Annotated in this window: 19 protein-coding genes; 13 read left to right on the top strand and 6 right to left on the bottom strand. The window is 71.4% G+C overall.

Annotated elements, in window-relative coordinates; translation table 11 throughout:
• Positions 1-368 precede the first annotated feature (368 nt).
• The 4 genes from ACIBM5_RS12725 to ACIBM5_RS12710 all read right to left on the bottom strand — a co-directional run bounded on the left by ACIBM5_RS12725 (position 369) and on the right by ACIBM5_RS12710 (position 3,771).
• Positions 369-2,093, bottom strand: coding sequence for a methylmalonyl-CoA mutase (locus ACIBM5_RS12725; RefSeq protein WP_396006866.1), 1,725 nt, complete (start codon positions 2,091-2,093; stop codon positions 369-371).
• 157 nt (positions 2,094-2,250) lie between these two features.
• A complete protein-coding gene (locus ACIBM5_RS12720) occupies positions 2,251-2,568 on the bottom strand; it encodes a DUF3817 domain-containing protein (RefSeq protein ID WP_391581269.1) in 318 nt (105 codons plus the stop codon).
• A 112-nt stretch (positions 2,569-2,680) separates the two neighbouring features.
• A complete protein-coding gene (locus ACIBM5_RS12715) occupies positions 2,681-3,007 on the bottom strand; it encodes a DUF3817 domain-containing protein (protein ID WP_026219233.1) in 327 nt (108 codons plus the stop codon).
• A 188-nt stretch (positions 3,008-3,195) separates the two neighbouring features.
• Entirely contained in the window at positions 3,196-3,771 is a 576-nt protein-coding gene (locus tag ACIBM5_RS12710) for a MarR family winged helix-turn-helix transcriptional regulator (protein ID WP_391581267.1), read from the bottom strand.
• Positions 3,772-3,953: 182 nt separating this feature from the next.
• Between ACIBM5_RS12710 and ACIBM5_RS12705 the strand changes: the two genes are divergently transcribed.
• Positions 3,954-4,505 (top strand): MarR family winged helix-turn-helix transcriptional regulator, encoded by a 552-nt coding sequence (locus ACIBM5_RS12705; protein ID WP_396006864.1) that lies wholly within the window; start codon positions 3,954-3,956, stop codon positions 4,503-4,505.
• A 282-nt stretch (positions 4,506-4,787) separates the two neighbouring features.
• Here the strand turns inward: ACIBM5_RS12705 and meaB are convergent, their stop codons facing one another.
• Both meaB and ACIBM5_RS12695 read right to left on the bottom strand, forming a co-directional pair.
• On the bottom strand, positions 4,788-5,738 hold the full coding sequence (meaB, locus tag ACIBM5_RS12700) for a methylmalonyl Co-A mutase-associated GTPase MeaB (RefSeq protein WP_391581265.1): 951 nt from the start codon (positions 5,736-5,738) through the stop codon (positions 4,788-4,790).
• 191 nt (positions 5,739-5,929) lie between these two features.
• On the bottom strand, positions 5,930-7,117 hold the full coding sequence (locus tag ACIBM5_RS12695; RefSeq protein WP_396006863.1) for an acetyl-CoA C-acetyltransferase: 1,188 nt from the start codon (positions 7,115-7,117) through the stop codon (positions 5,930-5,932).
• A gap of 261 nt (positions 7,118-7,378) precedes the next feature.
• Here ACIBM5_RS12695 and mce point away from each other — a divergent pair, with 261 nt between their 5' ends.
• From mce to ACIBM5_RS12635, 12 genes are all read left to right on the top strand, one after another.
• Complete coding sequence (mce, locus tag ACIBM5_RS12690; protein WP_396007094.1) at positions 7,379-7,819, top strand: methylmalonyl-CoA epimerase; 441 nt, start codon at positions 7,379-7,381, stop codon at positions 7,817-7,819.
• 248 nt (positions 7,820-8,067) lie between these two features.
• Positions 8,068-9,405, top strand: a complete 1,338-nt coding sequence (gene ccrA / locus ACIBM5_RS12685) for a crotonyl-CoA carboxylase/reductase (protein WP_396006861.1) — start codon at positions 8,068-8,070, stop codon at positions 9,403-9,405.
• Positions 9,406-9,544: 139 nt separating this feature from the next.
• Complete coding sequence (locus ACIBM5_RS12680) at positions 9,545-14,170, top strand: hypothetical protein (protein ID WP_396006859.1); 4,626 nt, start codon at positions 9,545-9,547, stop codon at positions 14,168-14,170.
• Positions 14,171-14,279: 109 nt separating this feature from the next.
• A complete protein-coding gene (locus ACIBM5_RS12675; RefSeq protein ID WP_020555437.1) occupies positions 14,280-15,221 on the top strand; it encodes a cellulose-binding protein in 942 nt (313 codons plus the stop codon).
• A 187-nt stretch (positions 15,222-15,408) separates the two neighbouring features.
• Entirely contained in the window at positions 15,409-16,875 is a 1,467-nt protein-coding gene (locus ACIBM5_RS12670) for an AI-2E family transporter (protein ID WP_396006858.1), read from the top strand.
• 167 nt (positions 16,876-17,042) lie between these two features.
• On the top strand, positions 17,043-18,158 hold the full coding sequence (locus ACIBM5_RS12665; RefSeq protein ID WP_396006856.1) for an ATP-binding cassette domain-containing protein: 1,116 nt from the start codon (positions 17,043-17,045) through the stop codon (positions 18,156-18,158).
• A gap of 27 nt (positions 18,159-18,185) precedes the next feature.
• Positions 18,186-19,106 (top strand): ABC transporter permease, encoded by a 921-nt coding sequence (locus tag ACIBM5_RS12660; protein ID WP_396006855.1) that lies wholly within the window; start codon positions 18,186-18,188, stop codon positions 19,104-19,106.
• A gap of 315 nt (positions 19,107-19,421) precedes the next feature.
• The gene (locus ACIBM5_RS12655) at positions 19,422-21,245 is read left to right on the top strand and encodes a sensor histidine kinase (protein ID WP_396006854.1); all 1,824 of its coding nucleotides are present in this window, start codon (positions 19,422-19,424) and stop codon (positions 21,243-21,245) included.
• Positions 21,242-21,697, top strand: coding sequence for a roadblock/LC7 domain-containing protein (locus ACIBM5_RS12650; protein WP_391581256.1), 456 nt, complete (start codon positions 21,242-21,244; stop codon positions 21,695-21,697). Before ACIBM5_RS12655 ends, ACIBM5_RS12650 begins: the two co-directional genes overlap by 4 nt.
• A gap of 73 nt (positions 21,698-21,770) precedes the next feature.
• On the top strand, positions 21,771-22,091 hold the full coding sequence (locus ACIBM5_RS12645; protein ID WP_052174010.1) for a DUF742 domain-containing protein: 321 nt from the start codon (positions 21,771-21,773) through the stop codon (positions 22,089-22,091).
• A 40-nt stretch (positions 22,092-22,131) separates the two neighbouring features.
• Positions 22,132-22,725, top strand: coding sequence for a GTP-binding protein (locus ACIBM5_RS12640; RefSeq protein ID WP_396007093.1), 594 nt, complete (start codon positions 22,132-22,134; stop codon positions 22,723-22,725).
• Positions 22,726-22,742: 17 nt separating this feature from the next.
• Entirely contained in the window at positions 22,743-23,240 is a 498-nt protein-coding gene (locus ACIBM5_RS12635) for an SAM-dependent methyltransferase (protein ID WP_396006852.1), read from the top strand.
• Positions 23,241-23,695: the final 455 nt, after the last annotated feature.

The raw sequence follows: 23,695 nt of genomic DNA, 5'->3' as shown, positions 1-23,695 counted from the left end.
GCCGGCGCTTGAGGCCACTCAGCCCCGCCGGCGCTTGAGGCGAAGCAGCCCGGCCGGCGCATGAGGCCACTCAGCCCCGCCGGCGCTTGAGGCGAAGCAGCCCGGCCGGCGCTTGAGGCCACCCAGCCCCGCCGGCGCTTGAGGCGAAGCAGCCCGGCCGGCGCTTGAGGCCACTCAGCCCCGCCGGCGCTTGAGGCGAAGCAGCCCGGCCGGCGCTTGAGGCCACTCAGCCCCGCCGGCGCATGAGGCGAACCAGCCAGGCCGGCGTTTGAGGCCAAATCAGCCCGGCCGGCGCATGAGGCCAAGCAGCCCCGCCCAACGTGCGCATGAGGCCACCGATGCCGCACGCGAGGCCACGCCCGACCCCGTCAGAACCGAGCCGGCTCCGTATATGTGCCCCACTCCTCCCGAAGGACATCGCAGATCTCCCCGACCGTCGCCTCCACCCGAGCCGCCGCCAACATCGGCGGCACCAAATTCCCCGAGCCGCGTGCAACGCCCCGCATCGCGGACAACGCCGCAGTCACCGCCGCCTCGTCCCGCGCGCCCCGCCGCACCGCAAGCGCCGACACCTGGTCCCGCTCGACCTCGTGGCTGACCCGCATGATCTCCAGGTCACCGGTCACCGAGCCCTCGTGGCAGTTGACCCCCACCACCCGCTTGTCGCCCTTCTCCACGGCCCGCTGGTACCGGAACGCCGACTCGGCGATCTCCCCGGTGAACCACCCGTCCTCGATGCCGCGCAGGATGCCGGACGTCATCGGCCCGATCGGGTGCGGCGACGTCTCGCCCAGTTCACGGATCCGCGCGAACGTCGCCTCCGCCTCGGCCTCCAGCCGGTCCGTCAGCGCCTCGACGTACCAGGACCCGCCCAGCGGGTCGGCCACCGCCGCGACCCCGGTCTCCTCCATCAGCACCTGCTGGGTGCGCAGCGCGATCTCCGCGGCCTGCTCACTCGGCAGCGCCAACGTCTCGTCCAGCGCGTTCGTGTGCAGCGAGTTGGTGCCGCCGAGCACCGCCGCGAGCGCCTCGACCGCGGTGCGCACCACGTTGTTGTACGGCTGCTGCGCGGTCAGCGAGACACCGGCCGTCTGGGTGTGGAAGCGCAACCACTGCGCCTTCGCGGTCTTGGCGCCGTACACGTCGCGCATCCACCGCGCCCAGATCCGACGCGCCGCGCGGAACTTGGCGATCTCCTCGAAGAAGTCCACGTGCGCGTCGAAGAAGAACGACAACCCGGGCGCGAAGACGTCGACGTCCATCCCGCGCGACAGCCCCAGCTCGACATAGCCGAAGCCGTTGGCCAGCGTGTACGCGAGTTCCTGCGCGGCCGTCGCCCCGGCCTCGCGGATGTGGTAGCCCGACACCGAGAGCGGCTTGTACGCCGGGATCTCGGCCGCGCAGTACTCCATCAGGTCGCCGATCAGGCGCAGATGCGGCTCGGGAGCGAACAGCCACTCCTTCTGCGCGATGTACTCCTTGAAGATGTCGGTCTGCAGCGTGCCGTTGAGCGTGCCGATGTCCACGCCCTGTCGTTCGGCCGCCACCAGGTACATGCAGAACGCCGGCACGGCCGGCCCCGAGATGGTCATCGACGTGGTCACGTCGCCGAGCGGGATGTCGCGGAAGAGCACGTCCATGTCGGCCGCCGAGTCCACCGCGACCCCGCAGTGCCCGACCTCGCCGAGCGAGCGCTCGTCGTCGCTGTCACGGCCCATCAGCGTGGGCATGTCGAACGCGACCGAGAGGCCGCCGCCGCCGTTCGCCAGGATCATCCGGTAGCGCTCGTTGGTCTGTTCGGCGTTGCCGAATCCGGCGAACTGCCGGATGGTCCACGCCCGGCCGCGATAGCCGGTCGCGTACAGACCGCGGGTGTAGGGAAATTCGCCCGGCCAGCCGATCCGTTCGAAGCCCTCGTAGGGCTGGTCGGCGGGCGGCCCGTAGACCGGTTCGACCTCAAGTTCGGAGAGCGTGGTGCGGCGCATGCCGTCGTTGCGGACCTTGTCGTACCGGTCCTGCCAGCGCCGCCGACCCTCTTCGATGTCCTCGGTGTTCACGTGGCTCCTGTCCGCTGCCGTCGTCGTAGGACCCATTCCCGCGCGGCACGAGAAAATTACTAGGACGTCCTAGTAAATGTCCACGACCCGGAACCGACTCCGCGAACGGCCCCGAAAACACCGAAGCCCCCGACGGAACGTCGGAGGCTTCGAAAACACCGGGAGCCGGGGCACGGCCCCGACCGGCGACCGCTCAGGCGGCAGCCGGCGCGGCGGTCGGCTCGACCAGCTTGTGCTTCATCTTGTAGTCGAAGACGAACGGGCCGAACGGCGGGATCGCCGCGATGAAGGCCAGCAGCGTGGTCTTGTTGTCCCAGGACAGCTTGGTGCGCACGTCCATCATGGCCAGCAGGTACAGGATGAACATGACCGCGTGCAGCAGGCCCAGCGGCATGACCAGGTTGATGTCCGAGATCCGGCTCAGCAGCGAGCCGAAGACGAGCAGGAGCAGGAACGACGTGCCCTCGGCGATCGAGATCACCTTGAAGCGGCCGACAGCGGTGGAAAGCATGGGGATCCTCGGGGGAAGCGGATGCGGAACGGGCTGACTGCGAGCCGATGACGTGTGCCGAGCGGGCCGAGCGGCCACGGGTCGGTCGGACGGTACGGCGGGGGTGGACGCCTCAGGCGGTGGCGCCGGCGGTTTCCAGCCCGCGCTCCCGGACCGCCTCGACGGCCTTGCGCTCGGCGAAGAACGACGCGAGCGGGATCGTGCCGGCGACCATCATCAGCAGCATGCGCTCGAACTTCCACTTCATCTTGCTGCTGAGATCGAAGGTGACGACCAGGTAGATCATGAAGAGCAGACCGTGTGCCTGGCTGACGTAGAGCGTCGCCTTCTCGCCCGTGTCGAACCCGTACTTGAGGACCATGCACAGGCACAGGACCAGGAGCATGCACCCGGTGATCCAGGCCATCACCCGGTAGCGGGTCAATACGACAGGCTTCACGGCAGCACCTTCGGTAACGGCGGCTTCGACGACCTCGTCGACCGCTTTTCACAATGGCGCATGCAGCTTACGTCGCCGCCACCGGGGTCCCCGAATCCGCCCCCTCCCACCGTTATGTGTCGGCCGGGACATGCCGGGCGTCGCGTCGGCCGTACTTCGGACCGCACGTCGGTCGGGGCGCCCTCCGCCTACGCGTCGGCCGAGTCACGCTCCGCAACGATCGGCGTGTGCGCCGAGGCGTTCTCCGCCGCGGGCTCCTCGATCCGGAAGTCGCCCGCGTCCACCCGCAACACCCGCAGCAGGTCGAACAACTGGGCGCACTGCTCCGGGGTGTACGCGCCGAGTCCGAACTCGCGCGCGGTCAGGTCGCGGGTGGCCCGCTCGGTGACGTCGCGCCCCTTGTCGGTGATCACCGCGAGCACGCCCCGCCCGTCCCGCGGGTTCGGCCGGCGGGCGACCAGTTCGGCCTGCTCCAGGCGGTCGATCGTGTTGGTCACACTCGTCGGGTGGACCATCAACCGCTCGCCGATCCGGGACAGCGGCAACGATCCGGTCCGGCTGAAGGTGAGCAGCACCAGTGCCTCGTAGCGGGCGAAGGTCAGCCCGTACGGCTTGAGCACCGCGTCGGCGCCCGCGAGCAGGATCTGCTGGGCGCGCATGATCGAGGTGATGGCGACCATCGGCGGGCACTCCCCCCAGTGCTCTCGCCAGTGCTCGTCGGCACGCGTGATCGGATCGAAGGGGAGATTCAGTGGCTTCGGCACGGGCCGAGCGTAGTGGAGGTTACCGATCGGTCACGTGGCTGTCTCACGTCTCGCGCATGCCCCCGCGCGCGTACCCCGCGCGCATGGCGCCCGGTCGGCCGCCGTCGCCGTGCCGCGACGCGCCGGTGGCCTGCCTCGACCCAAATCATTCAAGCTTCAACTATTTTCGGTATTCTCTGTACATGACCGAAGCCGAGCCCAGGTGGCTGAGCGATGAAGACCAGTGGGTCTGGCGCCAGATCATCGCCGTGATCAACATGCTGCCGCCGCGGTTGGAGCGTGAACTCCAGCGCGCGCACGGGTTGTCCCTGCACGACTACCAGATCCTGGTCCGGCTCTCCGAGCACCCGGATCGGGAGGTACGGCTGAGCGATCTCGCCGAGGCGACCCAGCAGTCCAAGAGCCGACTCTCGCATCAGATGACCCGGATGGAGAACGCCGGCCTGGTGGCGCGCCGCAACTGTCCCACCGACCGGCGCGGCGCCTTCGCGGTGCTCACCGAGGAGGGTTGGCGAGTGCTCGAGGCCGCGGCGCCCACACACGTGGAGGGCGTCCGCGAGCACCTGATGGACGTGATGACACCCGCCCAGAAGCAGGTCGTCGGCGAAGCCTTCGGCGCAGTGGCCGAAAACCTCCGCCCACCCACCCGCCCCACGTCCTGCCCCAAGCCCAGCCCGGCCCCCGGCGCCGCACCCTCACCTGACCGGCACCAAACCAGCTCGTCCGGCGTCTGAGGACGCCAAGCCGAGCCCGGCCGGCCGGCCCGCAGCCTCACCCCGAACGGCACCAAACCAACCCGCCGCTTGACCACGCCAAGCCCAGCCCGGCCCGCCGGCGCCGCACCCTCACCTGACCGGCACCAAACCAGCCCGTCCGGCGTTTGAGGACGCCAAGCCGAGCCCGGCCGGCCAAACGACCGGGGCCGAGCCGTCAGCCCGTCCGGCGCTTGAGGACGACAAGACGGACCGACGTCGGCCCCGCGACCGGGCCGGGCCGGAGGCGGCGGCAGCGACCGCCTAGCCCCCCAGCCCCGCGATCAACTCGTCCGCAGCCGCATACGGATCCAAATCCCCCGAAAGCACCCGCGCAGCAAGCGCATCGAGCCGCAGGCCACCCCGCAGGTCGCCGATCCGCGCCCGCAACGCGGTGACCGCGATCGCCTCGACCTCGTCGGCCACCCGGCGCCGGCGCCGCCGGGTGAGCTCGCCGCCGGCCTCCATCCAGGCCCGGTGCTTCTCCAGCGCCTCGACCACCTCGTCGACCCCCTCGCCGCGCGAGGCCACCGTCTTGACGATCGGCGGACGCCAGTCCCCCGGTCCGCGCGCCTCGCCCAGCGAGAGCATGTGGCCGAGTTCGCGCGCGGTGGTCGCCGCGCCGTCCCGGTCCGCCTTGTTGACCACGTACAGATCGCCGATCTCCAGGATCCCGGCCTTGGCCGCCTGGATCCCGTCCCCCATCCCGGGCGCGAGCAGCACCACCGTGCTGTCCGCCATCGAGGCGATCTCCACCTCGGACTGGCCCACCCCGACGGTCTCCACGATCACCACGTCACAGCCCGCCGCATCCAGCACCCGCAGGGCCTGCGGGGTGGACCAGGACAGGCCGCCCAGATGGCCGCGCGAGGCCATCGAGCGGATGTACACCCCGGGGTCGGTCGCGTGGTCCTGCATCCGCACCCGGTCGCCGAGCAGCGCACCGCCGGAGAACGGCGAGGACGGGTCCACCGCGAGCACGCCCACCCGCCGGCCCAGCCTGCGGTAGGCGCTCACCAGCGCGGTGGTGGAGGTCGACTTGCCCACACCGGGTGATCCGGTCAGCCCGACCACGTACGCGTTGCCGGCCAACGGCGCGAGCGCGGCCATCACCTCGCGCAGTTTCGGCGACGCGTCCTCGACCAGCGAGATCAACCGGGCGACCGCCCTCGGCCTGCCCTCCCGGGCCTGGGCCACCAACGTCGCGACATCCATCCCCGACCTCATGCGCCACCGCTTCCCTGCTCGGATATGCCGAAACGACCCCGCAGTCGGCGCGACGCACACCCAGGTGTGCGCCACGCGACTCCGAGATCGTTTCAGGTGGGTGTATCACCGGGAACCGCCCGGTCGGCACCACCCGCCGGGTCCGGGCGCGGGCCCGGGTGCGCGGCGACCGGATCGGCTCAGTTGCCCGGGACCGTGATGATCAGCGCGTCGCCCTGGCCACCGCCGCCGCACAGCGCCGCCGCGCCGGTGCCGCCGCCGCGTCGCTTGAGTTCGAGTGCCAGGTGCAGCACCACTCGGGCGCCGGACATCCCGATCGGGTGACCCAGGGCGATCGCCCCGCCGTTGACGTTGACCTTGTCGGTGCCGACCCCGAGGTCGCGCATCGACTGCACGGCCACCGCCGCGAACGCCTCGTTGATCTCGATCAGGTCCAGGTCCTCGACGCTCAGGCCCTGCTTGCCCAGCGCGTGCTTGATCGCGTTCGAGGGCTGCGACTGGAGCGAGTTGTCCGGGCCCGCGACGTTGCCGTGCGCGCCGATCTCGGCCAGCCACTCCAGGCCCAGCTCCTCGGCCTTGGCCTTGCTCATCACCACGACGGCGGCGGCGCCGTCGGAGATCTGCGAGGCCGAACCCGCGGTGATCGTGCCGTCCTTGGTGAACGCCGGGCGCAGCTTGCCCAGGGACTCCGCGGTGGTGTCCGGACGCACACCCTCGTCGGTGGCGAACGCGATCGGCTCGCCGCGCCGCTGCGGGATCTGCACCGGCACGATCTCGGCGTCGAAGACGCCGTTCTTCGCGGCGGCGGCGGCCCGCTGGTGCGACAGCGCCGCCACCTCGTCCTGCTCCGCGCGCGAGATGTTCAGCTTGCCGTTGTGGTGCTCGGTCGACTCGCCCATCGGGATGTTGTCGAACGCGTCGGTCAGCCCGTCGTAGGCCATCGCGTCGAGCATCTCGACCGCGCCGTACTTGAAGCCCTCCCGGGATTTCGGCAGCAGGTGCGGGGCGTTGGTCATGGACTCCATGCCGCCCGCGACCACGATGTCGAACTCGCCCGCGCGGATCAGCTGGTCGGCCAGCGCGATCGCGTCCAGGCCGGAGAGACAGACCTTGTTGACGGTGAGGGAGGGCACGTTCATCGGGATGCCGGCCTTGACCGACGCCTGGCGGGCGGGCATCTGCCCGGCACCCGCCTGGAGCACCTGGCCCATGATCACGTACTGGACCTGGTCTCCGGTGATGCCCGCGCGCTCCAGCGCGGACTTGATCGCGATGGCGCCGAGGTCGGTGCCGGAGAAGCCCTTGAGGGATCCGAGCAGACGACCCATGGGCGTGCGGGCCCCGGCGACGATGACAGAACCGGCCATGAGGGTGGCCTCCACAACTTTATGGTCGGGGTGCCATCGCCAGGCGGTCCGGACGACGTGCGGCATCCCCGCGACGGACGTGAAGTTGTTCCGGAACCTACCCGGAAGGGCCGCGACCGTGGCAGGGGGCTCCGATGTGACGGAACCCACCATGTCGGGCCGCCCAAACCGAGTGGGCTCTCACCCATAGTCTCGTTTGGACGGACCGGGTATCTACTCGCAGGTAACCCGGGTATTTCCCAGAGGCCTTTGGAGGCCATGGTGCTCACGCGTATCGACCACATCGGCATCGCCTGCCACGACCTCGACGCGACGGTGGCGTTCTACACAACGACCTACGGTTTCGAGGTGTTCCACACCGAGATCAACGAGGAGCAGGGCGTCCGCGAGGCGATGCTCAAGATCAACGAGACCTCGGACGGCGGCGCCTCCTACCTCCAGTTGCTGGAGCCCATCCGGGACGACTCCACCGTCGCCAAGTGGCTCGCCAAGAACGGCGAGGGCGTGCACCACATCGCCTTCGGCACCGCCGACGTCGATGCGGACTCGGCCGCGATCAAGGACAAGGGCGTGCGGGTGCTGTACGACGAGCCGCGTCGTGGTTCCATGGGCTCGCGCATCACTTTCCTGCACCCCAAGGACTGTCACGGTGTGCTCACCGAGCTGGTGACCTCGGCCGCGAAGCCCGACGCGGAGCACTGAGCCGAGCGCTCCACCCGCGCCGGCGCGCGGCATTCCGGCGACCGCCCGCGACATCCCGCACGCGGCGCCGGCCCCGACCATGCCTCGCCCCGCCCGACAACCCGTCAAGCGAGCGGCGCAGTTCCTGCGACTCCGCCTCTTGTCGGGTTTGTGCGGACCGCCTAGCGTTACCGGCGGGTAAGTTCAGCAAAGTTCAACAAACCCTCATGTTGTCCCATGCTTCACACGCCGACCCATGGAGGCCGACGATGAAGGAGATCCTCGACGCCATCCTCGCGGGGGACACCCCCAAGGAGGCGTACGCAGCGCTCCCGCTTCCCGACTCGTACCGCGCCGTCACCGTCCACAAGGACGAGGAGACGATGTTCGAGGGCATGGAATCGCGGGACAAGGATCCGCGTCAGTCGCTGCACGTCGAAGACGTGCCGCTGCCCGAACTCGGCCCCGGCGAAGCCCTCGTCGCCGTGATGGCCAGTGCAATCAACTACAACACCGTGTGGACCTCGCTCTTCGAGCCGGTCTCCACCTTCCGCTTCCTGGAGAAGTACGGCCGCAACTCGGAGCTGACCAAGCGGCACGACCTGCCCTACCACGTGGTCGGCTCCGACCTCGCGGGTGTCGTCCTGCGCACCGGCGCGGGGGTCAACGCCTGGAAGCCCGGCGACGAGGTGGTCGCGCACTGCCTGTCGGTCGAGCTGGAGAGCGCGGACGGGCACGCGGACACGATGCTCGACCCCGAGCAGCGCATCTGGGGCTTCGAGACCAACTTCGGCGGCCTCGCGCACATCGCCCTGGTCAAGAGCAACCAGCTGATGCCCAAGCCGGCACACCTGTCGTGGGAAGAGGCCGCCTCGCCGGGCCTGGTCAACTCGACGGCGTACCGCCAGCTCGTCTCGCGCAACGGCGCCGGCATGAAGCAGGGCGACAACGTGCTGATCTGGGGCGCCTCCGGCGGCCTGGGCTCGTACGCGACCCAGTTCGCCCTCGCCGGCGGCGCGACGCCGATCTGCGTGGTGTCCTCCGAGGACAAGGCGCAACTGTGTCGGGACATGGGCGCCGAGCTGGTGATCGACCGCCGGGCCGAGGACTTCCGCTTCTGGAAGGACGAGCGCACCCAGGACCCGCGCGAATGGAACCGGTTCGGCAAGCGCATCCGCGAACTCACCGGCGGCGAGGACGTGGACATCGTCTTCGAGCACCCGGGTCGCGAGACGTTCGGCGCCTCCGTGTACGTCACCCGCAAGGGCGGCACCATCGTGACCTGCGCATCGACGTCGGGTTACATGCACGAGTACGACAACCGTTATCTGTGGATGAGCCTGAAGCGCATCGTCGGCTCGCACTTCGCCAACTACCGGGAGGCGTGGGAGGCGAACCGTCTGGTGGCGAAGGGTAAGATTCACCCGACGTTGTCGCGCACCTACGCTCTGGAAGACACCGCCCAGGCGGCCCGGGACGTCCACCGGAACCTGCACCAGGGCAAGGTGGGCGTACTGTGTCTTGCACCGGAGGAGGGCCTGGGGGTTCGGGACGCCGAGATGCGAGCGCGGCATATCGACGCCATCAACCGCTTTCGTAACGTCTGACGGCGGTCCCTGGATCTGAGACCATTCTCCCTGGTAGTCAATGCGGTACGGGCGGTTCCGGATGTACATACGGGGTCGCGTCGTCACCAACCGGTCGGAAACGGCCGATTTGCAGTACTGAAACGTACGCGGCCAGGGGATGGAGTGGGACCCCACAGTGCGGGGCTACGACCGCTACCAAGTTGACGAGCACCTCGAACTGCTCGACGACGAGATCAAGCGGCTGAAGAAGGAGCGCGACGACACCGTCGCACACGCGGAGGACCTCGGCTATCAGGTCGAGGTTCTCCGCGCGAAGCTGCATGACCTTCGCCGCCAGCTCGCCACGCCCCGATTCGACAGCATCGGCGGCCAGGCCGAGCAGATGCTGCGCAATGCCCAGTTGCAGGCCGATCAGGTCCGCGCGGACGCCGAGCGCGAACTCCAGGAGTCGCGCGCGACCACGCAGCGCCTGCTCCAGGAGGCCGCCGCGCGCTCCGCCCGGCTGGAGGCCGACTGGCAGGCCGAGGTGATGGAGCGCCGCCGGCGCCTGGACGAGGAACTGGCCCAGGCACGCCAGGCCACCGAGGCCCGGGTCAACGAGAACGTCGCGTGGGCCGAGCAGTTGCGTGCCCAGGCCGAGGAGCGTTCGCGCCAACTCCTGGACAACGCCCGCGCCGAGGCCGAACGGATCGCCGCCGCCGCGCGCGAACAGGCCGTCGGTACCAGCGAGAGCACCCGCGCCGAGGTCGAATCGCTGCTCTCCCGGGCGCAGAGCGACGCGGACCGGGTGATCGCCGAGGCCAAGGCCCGAGCGAGCGCGGCCGTGGACCAGTCCGAACAACTGCGCACCGAGACCCGCACCCGTGCGGAGAGCCTGGTGGGCGACGCCCGGGTCGAGGCCGCCCGGATCATCGGCGAGGCACGATCCGAGGCCGAGCGGGTCACCGGCGAGGCCGGTGCCCGCGCACAGGGCGCCTCCGAGAACACCGCGAAGCTGCTCGAATCCGCCCAGTTGGAGATCGAGCGGCTGCGCGCCGAGGCGGCCGGCGAGGCGGACCGCCGCCAGGCCGAGGCCCAGCGCCTGCTCCAGGACGCCGAGGTCGAGGCGAGCGAGAAGCTCGGCAAGGCCGCCGGCGACGCCGAGGCGTACCTGGCCAAGGCCCGCGCGGAGGCGGACAAGGTCACCGCCGAGGCCCGCGCCGCGGCCGAGCGGCTGCGCGCCGAGGCACTCGCCGAGGCGGACCGGCTGCGCGACGAGGCCCGCACCGAAGTCGAGTCGCTGCGTACCGACACCCGCACCGAGTTGGACACCGCCCGCGAGGAAACCCTGGCCCGGGTCGACGAGTTGGAGGCCGGGGCGCGCGCGGAGATCGAGCGTCGCCGGCAGGAGGTGGACCGACTGCGGGCCGAGGCACAGCAGTTGCTCACCAACGCCGAGGCCGGCGCCGCCGAGCGCCTGGAGACCGCCGCGCGGGCCGCAGACGACCTGATGGCCAAGTCCCGGTCCGAGGCGGAGCGGCTGCAGAGCGAAGCCCGCACCGAGGCGGACGAGTTGCGGGCCCGCGCACAGGCCGACGCCGAGGCGGTCGAGGTACGCACCCGCGAGTCGAGCGATCGACTGGCCAACGAGGCCCGCGAGTACGCGGACCAGGTGCGCGCCAAGGCCGCGCAGAGCGCCGAGGAACTGCTGGAGACGGCCCGCGCCGAGACCGGCAAGCTGCGCGAGAAGGCGGTTGCCGACACGCACCGCCTGCGCGAGCTCACGCAGCGCCAACAGGCGGAAGCCGTCGAGGAGTTGCAGCGCGCCCAGGACGAGGCGCAGAGCCTGCGCGAGGAGGCCGCGAGGGCCGCCGAGCAACTGCGCGAGGAATCGGCCGCGCAGGCCGCGGAGCGGATCGAGGCGGCCCGGGCCGAGGCGGAGCGGGTGCGCACCGAGGCCGCCGAGAACGCCGGTCGTTCGCACGCCGAGGCCGAGGAACTGGTGGCCAAGGCCCGGACCGAGGCGCACAAGGCCACGACCGACGCGTCCCGCGCGGCCGAGGAAATGATGCGTTCCGCCGAGCAGGCCGCCGTCGAGCTGCGCGAGCAGGCGATGGCGCAGGCCGAGGCGGTCCGCGCGGAGGCCGAGCGGCAGGCGGCCGAGCTGCGTACCCGTACCGAGGAACTGCGCGCCCGCGCCGAGCAGTCCGCCGGCGAGGCCGAGGCCGCGCTGGACCGGGCCCGGGCGGACGCCCAGGCCACCATGGAGCAGGCCCGGGCCGAGGCCGGCGCGCGCACCCAGTCGGCCGCGGTCAAGGCGGACGAGCTGATCGGCAAGGCCCGCGAGGAGGCCGAGAAGGTCCTCACCGACTCCCGTGAGGAGGCGGACGGGATGCGCTCGGCCGCCCGCCGGGACGCCGCCTCGATGCGCGAGGAGGCGGAGACCGAGGCGCGCACGCTGCGCGAGGAGACCGAGAGCACCGCACGTTCGGTGCGCGAGGCCGCCGAGAGCGCGGCGCTGACGCTGCGCGAGGAGAGCACCGAGACGGCCCGCACGCTGCTGGCCGGCGCGGAGGCGGACGCGACCCGGATGCGGACCGAGGCCGAGGCCGCCGCGCAGGCGCTGCGCGAGAAGACCACCGATACCGCACGTTCGGTGCTGGAACAGGCCGACGCGGAGGCCGAGCGCATGCGCACGGAGGCCGAGACGGCCGCCCGCACGCTGCGCGAGGAGACCACCGAGACCGCACGTTCGGTGCTGGAGCAGGCGCACGCCGAGGCGGAGCGCATGCGTACCGAGGCGGAGGAGGCCGCCCGCACGCTGCGCACCGAGACGGCGGCGACCGTGCAAGCCGCGTTGGACAAGGCGGAGAAGGACGCCGCACGGATGCGCGCGGAGGGCGAGGAGACCGCGCTCGGCATCCTCGAACAGGCCGACGGCGAGGCCCGCACCCTGCGCCAGGAGGCGACCGCGGCGCTGGCCGCGGCCAACGCCGACGCGGATGCGGCGCGAGCGCAGGGCGAGACCGACGCGGACCGGGCCAGGTCCGAGGCGCAGACCGCCGCCCGGGCGCTTCTGGAGCGGGCCGAGCGCGACGCGGAGCAGGTGCGCACCGAGGCCGACACCGCCGCCCGCACGCTGCGGCAGGAGGCCGCCACCGCACTGGAGGCCGCGCGCGCCGAGGCCGAGCGGCTGCACGCCGAGGCGACCGCGGCGCTGGCCGCGGCCGACCACGACGCGAGCACGCTGCGCGAGGAGGCCGCCACGGCGCTGGCGGAGGCGACGGCGGAGTCCGAGCGGCTGCGCAGCGAGGCCGAGACGGCCGCGCTGACCCAGCTCGAACAGGCGGACACCGACGCCGCCCGGATGCGCGAGGAGGCCGAGGCCGAGGCGACCCGGCTGCGCACCCAGGGCGCCCAGGCGCTGGAGGAAGCCCGCGACGAGGCGGCCGAGTTGCGCGACCGCACCAAGGCGCGGGCCCGCGAACTGTTGGAGAAGGCCGAGGCGCGGGGCACCGATCTGCTGGAGAGTGCGACCACCCAGGCCCGGTTGGCCAAGGAGGACGCGGCTCGCGCGGTCGCCGAGGCGCAGGCCGAGGCGGAGGCCGTACGGGCCGCGGTGGTGGGCATCGAGGACGCCGCCCGCGAGGAGTCGGACCGGCTCACCGCGCTCGCCGAACGCGACCTGGCCAAAGCCCGCGACGACGCCGAGACCACGCTGGTCCGGGCCCGCGCGGAGGCGGACGCCACGGTCACCGCGGCGCGCAAGCACGCCGAGCGGATGAAGTCCGATTCCGACCGGGAGGCCGAGAAGACCCGAACGGCCGGACGGGAAGCGGCGAACAAGGAGCTGCGCGAGGCCGAGGAGGCCGCGACCGAACTGCGCGACCAGGCCCGCGCGGAGCTGGAGCGGGCCGCCAATGAGGCCGAGGATCTGCTGATTCGGGCGAAGGGTCGGGCCACCGAGATCGTCGGCACGGCCGAGCACAAGGCCGAACAGCGCCTCAACGAGGCCAACGACGCGGCGAACCGGCTGATCGCCGAGGCCGAGGCGGAGGACGAGCGGCTGCGCGCCGAGGCGACGGCGGTGATAGAGAAGGCGCGCAAGGACTCGGACGCGATGATCAGCGAGACGCGCCGGGACACCACCGCCACCCGCGAGCGCTCGGACAAGGAGGCCGAACAGGCCGTCGAACGCGCCCGCCGGCAGGCCGCGGAGGGCCTGAAGCAGGCCGGGAAGCGGGTCGACGACCTGGTCGCCGCCGCGGAGGAACAGGTGAGCGAGGCCCGCGTGGACGCCGAGAAGATGAAGGTGGCCGCGGCGGAGGAAGCCGAGCGAATTCGTGACAAGGCCGGTTCCGAGGCGGATAGGGTACGGATTGCCGCGGTGAAGAAGGCCGAGGCGTTGCTCTCGGAAGCGGAACAGCGCCTGGCCGACGCCCAGAAGGGCGCGGACGACCTGCGGGCGAAGGTGGCCGAACAGGTGGCCGCCGCCCAGCGGGAGGCGCAGGCGGTCCGTCGCAAGACCGCCGCGGACGCCGAGAAGGTTCTCGACGAGGCGCGGAAGGAGGCGGAGCGACTGCGCACCGAGGCGCGCAAGGACGCGGACCGTCATCGTGCCGACGGACAGCGCAAACTCGACGAGTTGAACCGCAGACGCAAGGACATCACCGCGGAGATGTCGCGCGTGCAGGGCGTGTTGGACGCGCTCGCCGCTCCCGCGGGTCTGTCCTCCGGCAAGGGCAACTCCTCGTCGGGCAAGGGCCCCGCGGCGAAGGGTGCCGGTTCGTCGTCATCCGATTGAGCGATGCCGGCCGGTTCTTATCCCCCGGTCAGGTCGATGCTCCGCCCGATTCGTGCCAGGATTCCACCCGTCACCTCATTCACCGCACCCGTCATACGACAGGAACCCCATGAGCGACACTAACTCTCCGCACGGCTTCGACATCGTCCGCCGTGGGTACGAGCGTTCGCAGGTCGACGACCGCATCACGAAGCTCGTGTCGGACCGTGACAGCGCGCTCGCGAGGATCTCGGCGCTGGAGAAGCGGATCGAGGAACTGCACCTCGAAAGCCAGAACGCGCAGGCCCAACTCGCCGACGCCGAACCGTCCTACGCGGGTCTCGGCGCCCGGGTGGAGAAGATCCTCCGCCTTGCCGAGGAAGAGGCCAAGGACCTGCGCGAGGAGGCCCGCCGCGCCGCCGATCAGCACCGCGAGTTGGCCGAGGCCGCCGCGCAGCAGGTCCGTTCCGATGCCGAGCAGTACGGCAAGGAGCGCAAGGCCAAGGCCGAGGACGAGGGTTCGCGGATCCTCGACAAGGCCAAGAGCGACGCGGCCCAGCTGCGCGGCGAGGCGGCCAAGGACGCGTCGGCCAAGCGTGAGGAGGCCGAGGCCCTCTTCGAGGAGACCCGGGCCAAGGCCGCCCAGGCCGCCGCCGACTTCGAGACCAACCTGGCCAAGCGCCGCGAGCAGTCCGAGCGCGACCTGGCGGCTCGTCAGGCCAAGGCCGAAAAGCGCCTGTCCGAGGTCGAGCACCGGGCCGAGCAACTGCGCCTGGAAGCCGAGAAGCTGCGTACCGACGCCGAGCGTCGCTCGCGTCAGACGATCGAGACCGCGCAGCGCCAGGCCGACGACATCGTCGCCGACGCGCGGGCCAAGGCCGACCGGATCCGCTCGGAGTCCGAGCGCGAGCTGGCCGCGCTGACCCACCGTCGGGACAGCATCAACGCGCAGCTGACCAACGTGCGCGAGATGTTGGCCACCCTCACCGGCGCGGCCGTCGCCGCCGCGGGTGTGAGCATCGATGACGACGACGACAAGATGCCGGGTGTGCCGGCGCAGCAGAGCCGCTGACGCTCCCGCGGGGAGTTTCCGCACGGGCCGTAGCGGCCGACTTCCGCGGCCGGGCGGCGGACGGGTTCCACGAGGACCCGCCCGCCGCCCGGCCGCATTTTCATGACGCAGTCTCGGGGCCCGTCGGCGGGATGCGATTCGTGTCGAATCGTCGGATCCGAGCAGGGTGAACGAGGAGCAACGGGGCATGGGTCGACTCGGCAACATCTGGCCGCGCCGCAGATCGGGGGCGCCCACCGGCAACGGCAGCGCCCCGGATGCGGGCGCGGGCACGGCGGCGGACGGGGCCGGCGCACCCGCGCAGCCCGCGGACCCGGCCGCAGGCGACCGGACACCGCCGGGCAAACCGGCGGCCGCGCCGGGGACTTCGGCCGATCCGGTGCCGGTACCGGTGCCCGTGCAGGCCCGGGTCGGCTCGGCCGATCCCGATCCCGATCCGGCGGGCGCGGCCGATCCGGCGCCGCGACCGGACCCGGCCGGTGCCGCGGACGACCCCGCCGCCGGCGCGCGCGTCGACGCGGGCACGGTCCTCCCGGCGCAGGCCGACGGCGAGGACCCGGCCTCGACCCAGGCCTCGGTCCGGCCGTGGACCGGCGTCGGCTCGCGGTTCGGCGACCCCGGTCAACCGCTACGGCGTTCGTCGCCGTTCTACATCGGCTTCATCGGCGGCCTCGGGCTGATCACCGCGTGGTTCCTGGCCCAGGCCGTGCTGGGCATCCAGCACGTCCTGATCGTCATCCTGATCTCGTTCTTCCTGGCCGCGGGTCTGAACCCGTTCGTGGAGCGGCTGGAGCGTCGGGGCATGGCCCGGCGCTGGGCGGTGTGCACGGTCGCCCTGGGCTTCATAGTGGTGACCGCCGGCTTCGCCACCGCGATCGCACAACCGCTGGTCGAACAGACGTCGAGCCTGATCAACTCCATCCCCGACAGCCTCACGGAACTGCGCAACAACGAGAGGTTCCGCAAGCTCGACGAGAAGTACGACCTCGTCACCCGGGCCAAGGACTGGGCCGCGGACGCCAATACCGCGCAGAACGTGGCGGGCGGCCTGTGGGGCTTCGGCAAGATGGTGCTGACCTCGGTGTTCGACACGCTCACCGTGATCGTGCTGACGCTCTACTTCCTGGGCGCGCTGCCCAGCATCAAGAACCACCTGTACAACCTGTTCCCGAAGTCGCGCCGGGCCCGGGTGCGGCTGCTCGGCGACGAGATCCTGTCCGGGATCGGCGGCTACGTGAACGGCGCGCTGATCGTGGCCACCTGCGCGGGCCTGTCCTCGTTCATCTTCCTGATGGTCCTGGGCAACGACTACGCACTGCCGCTGGCGCTGGTGATCGCGTTCACCGACCTGATCCCGATGATCGGCGCCACCATCGGCGCCGCGGTGGTGTCGGTCGTGGTCTTCTTCGACTCCCCCGGCAAGGCGCTCACGTGCGTGATCTTCTTCCTGGCCTACCAGCAGTTCGAGAACTACCTGATCTATCCGCGGGTGATGAACCGCGCGGTGAACGTGCCGCCCGCGATCACGGTGATCGCGGCGCTGGTCGGTGGCGCGCTGCTCGGCGTGACGGGGGCATTGCTCGCAATTCCCATCGCAGCCGCTGTATTGCTCATACTCCGCGAAGTGGTCACACCTCGCCAGGATCAAGCCTGAGCTTGTCAATCGTCCCGTGGGATGATTCGCGGGACTTCCCTCGAACCTGTGACCGGAACAGGGCCCGCCGTGCGGCTGCCGTCGGCAGCGGCCGTTCGGCCCTAAGCTCGAACCTCAACATCTCAACCAGCTCATGCACCGAAACCATCCTGGGAGTGCGGCAACAGATGATCGAAGCGAGAGGGCTCACCAAACGCTACGGAAACAAGCTGGCGGTGGATCAGCTTTCCTTCCAGGTGCGTCCGGGCTCGGTGACCGGCTTCCTCGGCCCCAACGGCGCCGGTAAATCGACCACCATGCGGATGATCCTCGGGTTGGACGCACCGACCGGCGGCAATGTCACGGTCAACGGCCGCCCGTACGACCATGTCCAGGCCCCGCTGCGGGAGATGGGCGCGCTGCTGGACGCCAAGGCGATGCACGGCGGCCGGACCGCGTACAACCATCTGCTGTGCCTCGCGCAGAGCAACGGCATCCCCAACCGCCGGGTGGACGAGGTGCTCGGGATGGTCGGCCTGACCCAGGTCGCCAAGAAGCGCGCGGGAGGCTTCTCGCTCGGCATGGGCCAGCGGCTGGGCATCGCGTCCGCGCTGCTGGGCGACCCCGGCATCCTGATGTTCGACGAGCCGGTCAACGGGCTCGACCCCGAGGGCATCCTGTGGATCCGCAACCTGATGAAGCAGCTCGCTTCCGAGGGTCGCACCGTCTTCGTCTCCAGCCACCTGATGAGCGAGATGGAGGTGACCGCCGACCACCTGATCGTGATCGGGCAGGGGCGGATGATCGCCGACACCTCGATGCGCGACTTCATCGAGACGAACTCGCAGTCGTTCACGGTGGTGCGCTCGCCGCAGGCGGAGAAGCTCAACACGCTGCTCCAGGGCAAGGGCGCGACGGTCACCCCGGACCAGACGGTGCCCGGCGCCTTTCGCGTGCACGAGTTGCCGCCGGCGACGATCGGCGACCTCGCCGCCGAGCACGGCATCGCGCTGCACGAGCTCTCGCCGCGCTTCGACTCGCTCGAAGAGGTCTACATGCGGATGACCCAGCACAGCGTGGAGTACCGCGCCGGGCTGCCGGGCGGCCCGCCGCCCGGATGGGGTGCACCCGGGATGGCACCGCCGCCCGGCTATCCGCAGCAGGGCGGTCCGCAGTTCGCCGGTCCGCCGCCGGGATACCCGCAGCAGGGTGCGCCCGGTGCGCCGTGGGGAGCCCCCGTCGGGGCCCCGGGTGCCGGCGCCCCGAACCTGTCCAAGCCGCAGTCCAACGGAAGCGAGGGCTGAGCGATGGCACAGAACACTCCGCCCCCCATGCCGCAGAACCAACCGCACGTGCCGCAGCAGCCGCACGTGATGGCGCCCGCGCACATGGCCCCTCCGCAGCAGGCATTCCAGCAGCCGGGCGGGCAGTTCGCGTCGCCCGCGCAGCAGGCGCCGTACCCGCCGGTGCAGCAGGTGCAGCTCGGCGGCCAGGTCGGCGGCGGCAACGCGGGCTTCGGTCGGGTGCTGCTGTCCGAGTGGACCAAGATCCGCACGGTCCGCTCGACCATGTGGACGCTGGCCGTGATGGTGCTGCTGATCCTGGGTCTGGGTGTGCTGCTGGCCGGCACGGTCAATCCGGACACCGACGACGACTACGTGAGCATCGCGCTGATCGGCGTGATCATCGCCCAGCTCGCCGCCGCGACGCTGGGCGTGCTGACCATCTCCGCCGAGTACACGACGGGCATGATCCGCACCACGCTGACCGCGTACCCGCGCCGGCTCCAGGTGTTGATCGCCAAGGGCGTGGTCTTCGCGGGCCTGATGTTCGGGGTCGGTGTGGTCACGATGGGCCTGACCGCCGTGATCGGCAAGTCGATGCTGACCTCGCGGATCGGCGAGTCCAGCGCCGACGTCGACCTGCTCCGCAGCATCGTCGGCGGCTCGCTCTACCTGGCCGTGATCGGTCTGTTCGGCCTCGGCCTGGGCGTGTTGTTGCGGCATTCGGCGGGTGCGATCACCGCGCTGATGGGCGTGATCCTGCTGCCCATGATCATCGGCCCGTTCCTGCCGCACTCGGTCGGCGAGAAGGTCATGGAGTACTCGCCGATGTTCGCGCTCGGAAAGCTGATCGGTGGCGGTGGCGACGACGGCGGCCCGGGCCCGTGGCCCTCGTTGCTGCTGATCGCGGCGTACGCGTCGATCGCACTGATCGCGGGCGGGATCCGGCTGCGTTCGCGCGACGTGTGACCGGCCCGGTCCGGCGGTTCGCCCGGCCGCTCGGCGAGGCGATCGGCCGACCGCCTGTCGCGGCGATCGGCTGACAGTTCGTCGAAAATGTTGGTCCGTATACCGAAAAGGTCTCGCTCGACAGTCGTCGGGCGGGACCTTTCGGCCGTTTTCGGGGCGACTCGCACAGCCACTGAGGGCACATCGAAAGATGGTCCGACGATATGCTCACGTCTCATGTATGGGCAGGGGGATCCAGGAACACCCAACGCAGCGGACGCGGCACCTGTGCGCGTTCCCGCTCCCGTTCACCAGAGCCGGCGCTCGGGGGGCGGAGTGGCTGCGGGGCTCGGTTCCGCGGCGGCCGTCTTCGCATTGGCGGGGATCGCGACCGCCGTCGTCCTGCTGGGCGATTCGGACACCGTGTGGCAGTCGGTACTCGCCGGCACGCTGCTCACCACCGCCGTCGCGCTGTCCTCGATCGCCGCGTGGTTGCGGCACCGGGTCTCCGAGCGGCGCATCGCCCGACTGCGTGAGCTGACCGTGCGTCAGGCCGCGGAGGGCGCCCGACTGGAGGCCGAACGCGCCCGCCTGGAGGCGGAACACGACGAGCTGTTGCGCGGACGCGCCGCACTCGCCGACGAGGAGACCCTGATGCGCGGCCGGGTCCACGACGTGTTCGTGAACCTGTCGATGCGCACACTGACCCTGGTCGAGCGGCAACTGGACCTGATCGAGAAGCTCGAACACGGCGAGGACGAACCCCAGCGGCTCCAGGACCTGTTCCGGCTCGACCACCTCGCCACCCGGATGCGCCGCAACAGCGAGAACCTGCTCGTGCTCGCGGACGCGGACGAGCGACGCGGCCGACGCCCACCGATCCCGCTGCTGGACGTGGTCCGCGCCGGTGTCTCCGAGATCGAGCGCTACGAGCGGATCGACGTCGGCCACGTTCCGCGCGCCGAGGTACTCGGCCGCGCCGCCGACGACGTCGGCCACCTGCTCGCCGAACTCCTGGAGAACGCCGCGGCCTACTCGGCGCCCGAGTCCCGGGTGGAGATCGGTGGCTGGACGCTGGAGAACGGCGAGGTCGTGTTGTCGGTGGACGACAACGGGATCGGCGTACCGGCGGACCGGCTCACCGAGTTGAACTCGCAGATCGAACGCGACAGCACCGAGGAGGAGGCCGCCGGCGGCGCGGGCGGCCTGGGCGTGTTCGTGGTCGGCCGGCTGGCGCGCCGGCACGGCATCAGGGTGCAGCTGCGCCCGCGCCCGCAGGGCGGCCTGAGTGCGGTCGTGGTGATCCCGGCGACGGCGTTCAACGGCCAGGGCCCCTCACCCGCCGACTTCTCCGCCGAGCGGGACCGGGAGCAGGAGCGCGAGCGGGACCGGATGGCCATCCCGGGCGTCGCCCCCGGCGCACGGGCCATCCCGCCCGGCGCCGCCCGCCTGGCGCTGCCGGCACGGCCGGCCGAGACCGCTCCGACGCCCGCCGTCGCGGTCGAGGCAGCCGGGGTCGAGGCCGCCGCGCCCCCTCGGACCACGCCCGCCGCATCGCGCGGTCCGGTGGTGCCGCGCGAGGATGCCGCGCCGCCCACCCGGACGCCGAAGGGGCTGCCCAAGCGCACGCCGGCCGCCAACCCCGCGCCGGCGCCGGAGGAGGCGGCGGCGAAGCTGCTCGCCCCGGGCGCACTGTTCGCGGACGCCGAAGCGGGCGAGGCCGCGGTGGCGGAGGCCGCCGACGCGCCCCGGGCCGGTACACCGCCGACCGCCGCGCCGACCGCCACGGTCCCCCCGCCGGCCCGGCGTACCGCGGCGCCGAAGCCGCAACCGGCCGCTCCCGCGAAGCCGCACACGGCCGCCGGCGGGGACGGCACGGGGCCCGCCGTCTCCGCGGTCGGCCGCACCCGGCGCGGGCTGCCCAAACGCCTCGTGGTGGGCGACAACAGCGGGGCGGTGCGCGTGGTACCCGCCGCGGACACGTCCCGGGACACCGGCGCGCTCTCCGCCGCCGAACTGCGCAAGCGGCTGACCGGCTTCCAGGAAGGTCTGGAGGCGGCCCGCCGGGAGGGCGAGGCAACCGACCCGGTCGCCCCGTCCGACGAAGAACCCACCTTCCCGCCGCCCGCGCGGGAGGAGACAGGAGGTGGAGACCGGTGACCGGGTCGAATGGCACCACGGCACGCGACGTCGACTGGCTGGTGGCCGGCCTGGCCGGGGATGTCCCGGGGGTCCGCGAGGTCGTCCTGGTCTCCTCCGACGGCTTGATGCTGGCCAGCGCGCGCGGCCCGGACGCGACCGCCGCCGCGGCGGACGCGGAGGAGCAACTCGGCGCGATCGTCAGCGGCCTGGTCGCCCTGGCCGAGGGCACCTCGCGCGTGCTCGACATGGGCGCGGTCCGCCAGGAGATCGTCACGATGGCCGAGGGCTACGTCGTGGCGATGTCCATCAGCGACGGCTCCTGCTTGGGCGTACACGCGGGCGGATCCGCCGACTTGGGCGTGATCGCGTACCAGATGACCTCGTTCGTACGGCGCGCCGGCCACGTCCTGACGCCGGCCCTGCGCGCACAGATGCACCAGGACCGTGGAGGTGGTCGCGTTGGCTCCTGACGGCGGTTATTCCGACTACGACGCAGAGCGGGGGTACGCGTCCCGACCCGACACGGGCGGCCGTACCTCGCGCGTGCGCCCCTACACGCTGACCCGGGGCCGCACCCGGTACGGCCACGTGTTGCTCGTGGAGACGCTGGTCACCACGCTGGACTGCCCCCAGGACGAGACCGGCGACATGCCGGAGGTCGCCCGGATCGTGCACCTGTGCCGAGGGGTTCGGTCGGTGGCCGAGGTGGCCGCGATCCTGCACATGCCACTCGGCGTGGTGCGGGTACTGATCAGCGACCTGGCCTCGCAGGGCCGAATCAGCGTGTACCAGGCCGAGCACGAGGCCGGCCGACCCGATCGCGCGCTGCTGGAGAGGGTGCTCGGTGGACTACGCAAGATTTGATCTCGGCGGACTCGCCGGACTCGGCGACGAGGTCCCGGCCATCCCGCTGCCCGCCGCGGGTGCCGGCGGTCGGCGGATCGGCGAGGGGCCGCCGATCACCTCGACGAAGATCGTCGTCGCGGGCGGCTTCGGGGTCGGCAAGACCACGCTGGTGGCGGCCGTCTCGGAAATCCCGCCGCTGACCACCGAATCGGTCATGACGGTGCTGAGCGAGGACGTCGACGACCTGTCCGGCCTGCCGGAGAAGCGCACCACGACGGTCGCGATGGACTTCGGCCGGATCACCCTGGAATCCGACCTGGTCCTGTACCTGTTCGGCACCCCGGGGCAGAACCGGTTCTGGTTCATGTGGGACGACCTGGTGCGCGGTGCGGTGGGCGCGATCGTCCTGGTGGACACCCGGCGGCTGGAGGACAGCTTCCCGGCGGTGGACTACTTCGAGCGCTCCGGCATCCCGTTCGTGGTCGCGGTCAACCTCTTCGACGACGCACCGCGCTATCCCGAGGAGGATCTGCGCGACGCCCTGTCGATCAGCCCGCGCACCCCGATGACCGAATGCGACGCCCGCGTCCGGGAAAGCGCGGTCGGCGCACTGGCCGAACTGGTCGTGCACGCACTGGAGCTCACGCCGTAGGACGGAGGATGGCACCGATGGAGCAGCCGGAGCCGACGTGGCCGGCGGCGGAGATCACCCTGCGCCCGATCGGGTGGGTGTCCTGCCCGCGCGTGGAACTCCTCGACGACCACTGGGGAGACGCGCCCTCGGTGATCCACCTGGACGCCGACCGCTTCGGCCCGGAGGCACTGGCCGGCCTGTCCGACTTCTCCCACCTGGAGGTGGTCTACCACTTCCACCGGGTACCGGACGAGGCCATCGAAACCGGCGCCCGCCACCCCCGCGGCAACCCGGACTGGCCACGGGTCGGCATCTTCGCCCAACGCGGCAAGAACCGCCCCAACCGCCTGGCGGTATCGAGATGCTCCATCGAACAGGTCGACAACCTCACCATCCACGTCCGCGGCCTGGACGCCATCGACAACACCCCCGTCCTCGACCTCAAGCCCTACCTCACCGAATTCGCCCCCCGAGGCAAACTCCACCAGCCCCCCTGGTCAACGGCCTTGATGACCAACTACTACACACCCTGACCACCCCGACCCACCCACAAGCCAAAACACAACCCCCAACGGGGCGGGCGCTTGAGGCCACTCAGCCGGGCCGGCGCATGAGGCCAAGTAGCCCGGCCGGCGCTTGAGGCCACCCAGCCCCGCCGGCGCTTGAGGCGAACCAGCCCGGCCGGCGCATGAGGCCAAGCAGCCCGGCCGGCGCATGAGGCCACCCAGCCTCGCCGGCGCTTGAGGCGAACCCAGCCCGGCCGGCGTTTGAGGCCAAGTAGCCCGGCCGGCGCATGAGGTCACTCAGCCTCGCCGGCGCTTGAGGCGAACCCAGCCCGGCCGGCGTTTGAGGCCAAGTAGCCCGGCCGGCGCATGAGGCCACCCAGCCCCGCCGGCGCTTGAGGCGAACCCCCCCCCCCCCCCCCCCACACAAAACCCCCCCCAAAACCCGGACAAACCCGCCCCCCAAACCCCGAGGGTCCCCCTGG

This window comes from Embleya sp. NPDC050493 (genome assembly GCF_044458105.1).
Taxonomy (GTDB): domain Bacteria; phylum Actinomycetota; class Actinomycetes; order Streptomycetales; family Streptomycetaceae; genus Embleya.
This window is presented reverse-complemented; position numbering and strand designations above follow the sequence as displayed.

Bases quoted from the DNA above. Each gene is read 5' to 3' on its own strand.
- ACIBM5_RS12725 (WP_396006866.1), bottom strand. From the start codon at position 2,093: ATGGGTCCTACGACGACGGCAGCGGACAGGAGCCACGTGAACACCGAG.
- ACIBM5_RS12720 (WP_391581269.1), bottom strand. From the start codon at position 2,568: ATGCTTTCCACCGCTGTCGGCCGCTTCAAGGTGATCTCGATCGCCGAG.
- ACIBM5_RS12705 (WP_396006864.1), top strand. From the start codon at position 3,954: ATGACCGAAGCCGAGCCCAGGTGGCTGAGCGATGAAGACCAGTGGGTC.
- meaB (WP_391581265.1), bottom strand. From the start codon at position 5,738: ATGGATGTCGCGACGTTGGTGGCCCAGGCCCGGGAGGGCAGGCCGAGG.
- ACIBM5_RS12695 (WP_396006863.1), bottom strand. From the start codon at position 7,117: ATGGCCGGTTCTGTCATCGTCGCCGGGGCCCGCACGCCCATGGGTCGT.
- ccrA (WP_396006861.1), top strand. From the start codon at position 8,068: ATGAAGGAGATCCTCGACGCCATCCTCGCGGGGGACACCCCCAAGGAG.
- ACIBM5_RS12680 (WP_396006859.1), top strand. From the start codon at position 9,545: ATGGAGTGGGACCCCACAGTGCGGGGCTACGACCGCTACCAAGTTGAC.
- ACIBM5_RS12675 (WP_020555437.1), top strand. From the start codon at position 14,280: ATGAGCGACACTAACTCTCCGCACGGCTTCGACATCGTCCGCCGTGGG.
- ACIBM5_RS12670 (WP_396006858.1), top strand. From the start codon at position 15,409: ATGGGTCGACTCGGCAACATCTGGCCGCGCCGCAGATCGGGGGCGCCC.
- ACIBM5_RS12665 (WP_396006856.1), top strand. From the start codon at position 17,043: ATGATCGAAGCGAGAGGGCTCACCAAACGCTACGGAAACAAGCTGGCG.
- ACIBM5_RS12660 (WP_396006855.1), top strand. From the start codon at position 18,186: ATGCCGCAGAACCAACCGCACGTGCCGCAGCAGCCGCACGTGATGGCG.
- ACIBM5_RS12635 (WP_396006852.1), top strand. From the start codon at position 22,743: ATGGAGCAGCCGGAGCCGACGTGGCCGGCGGCGGAGATCACCCTGCGC.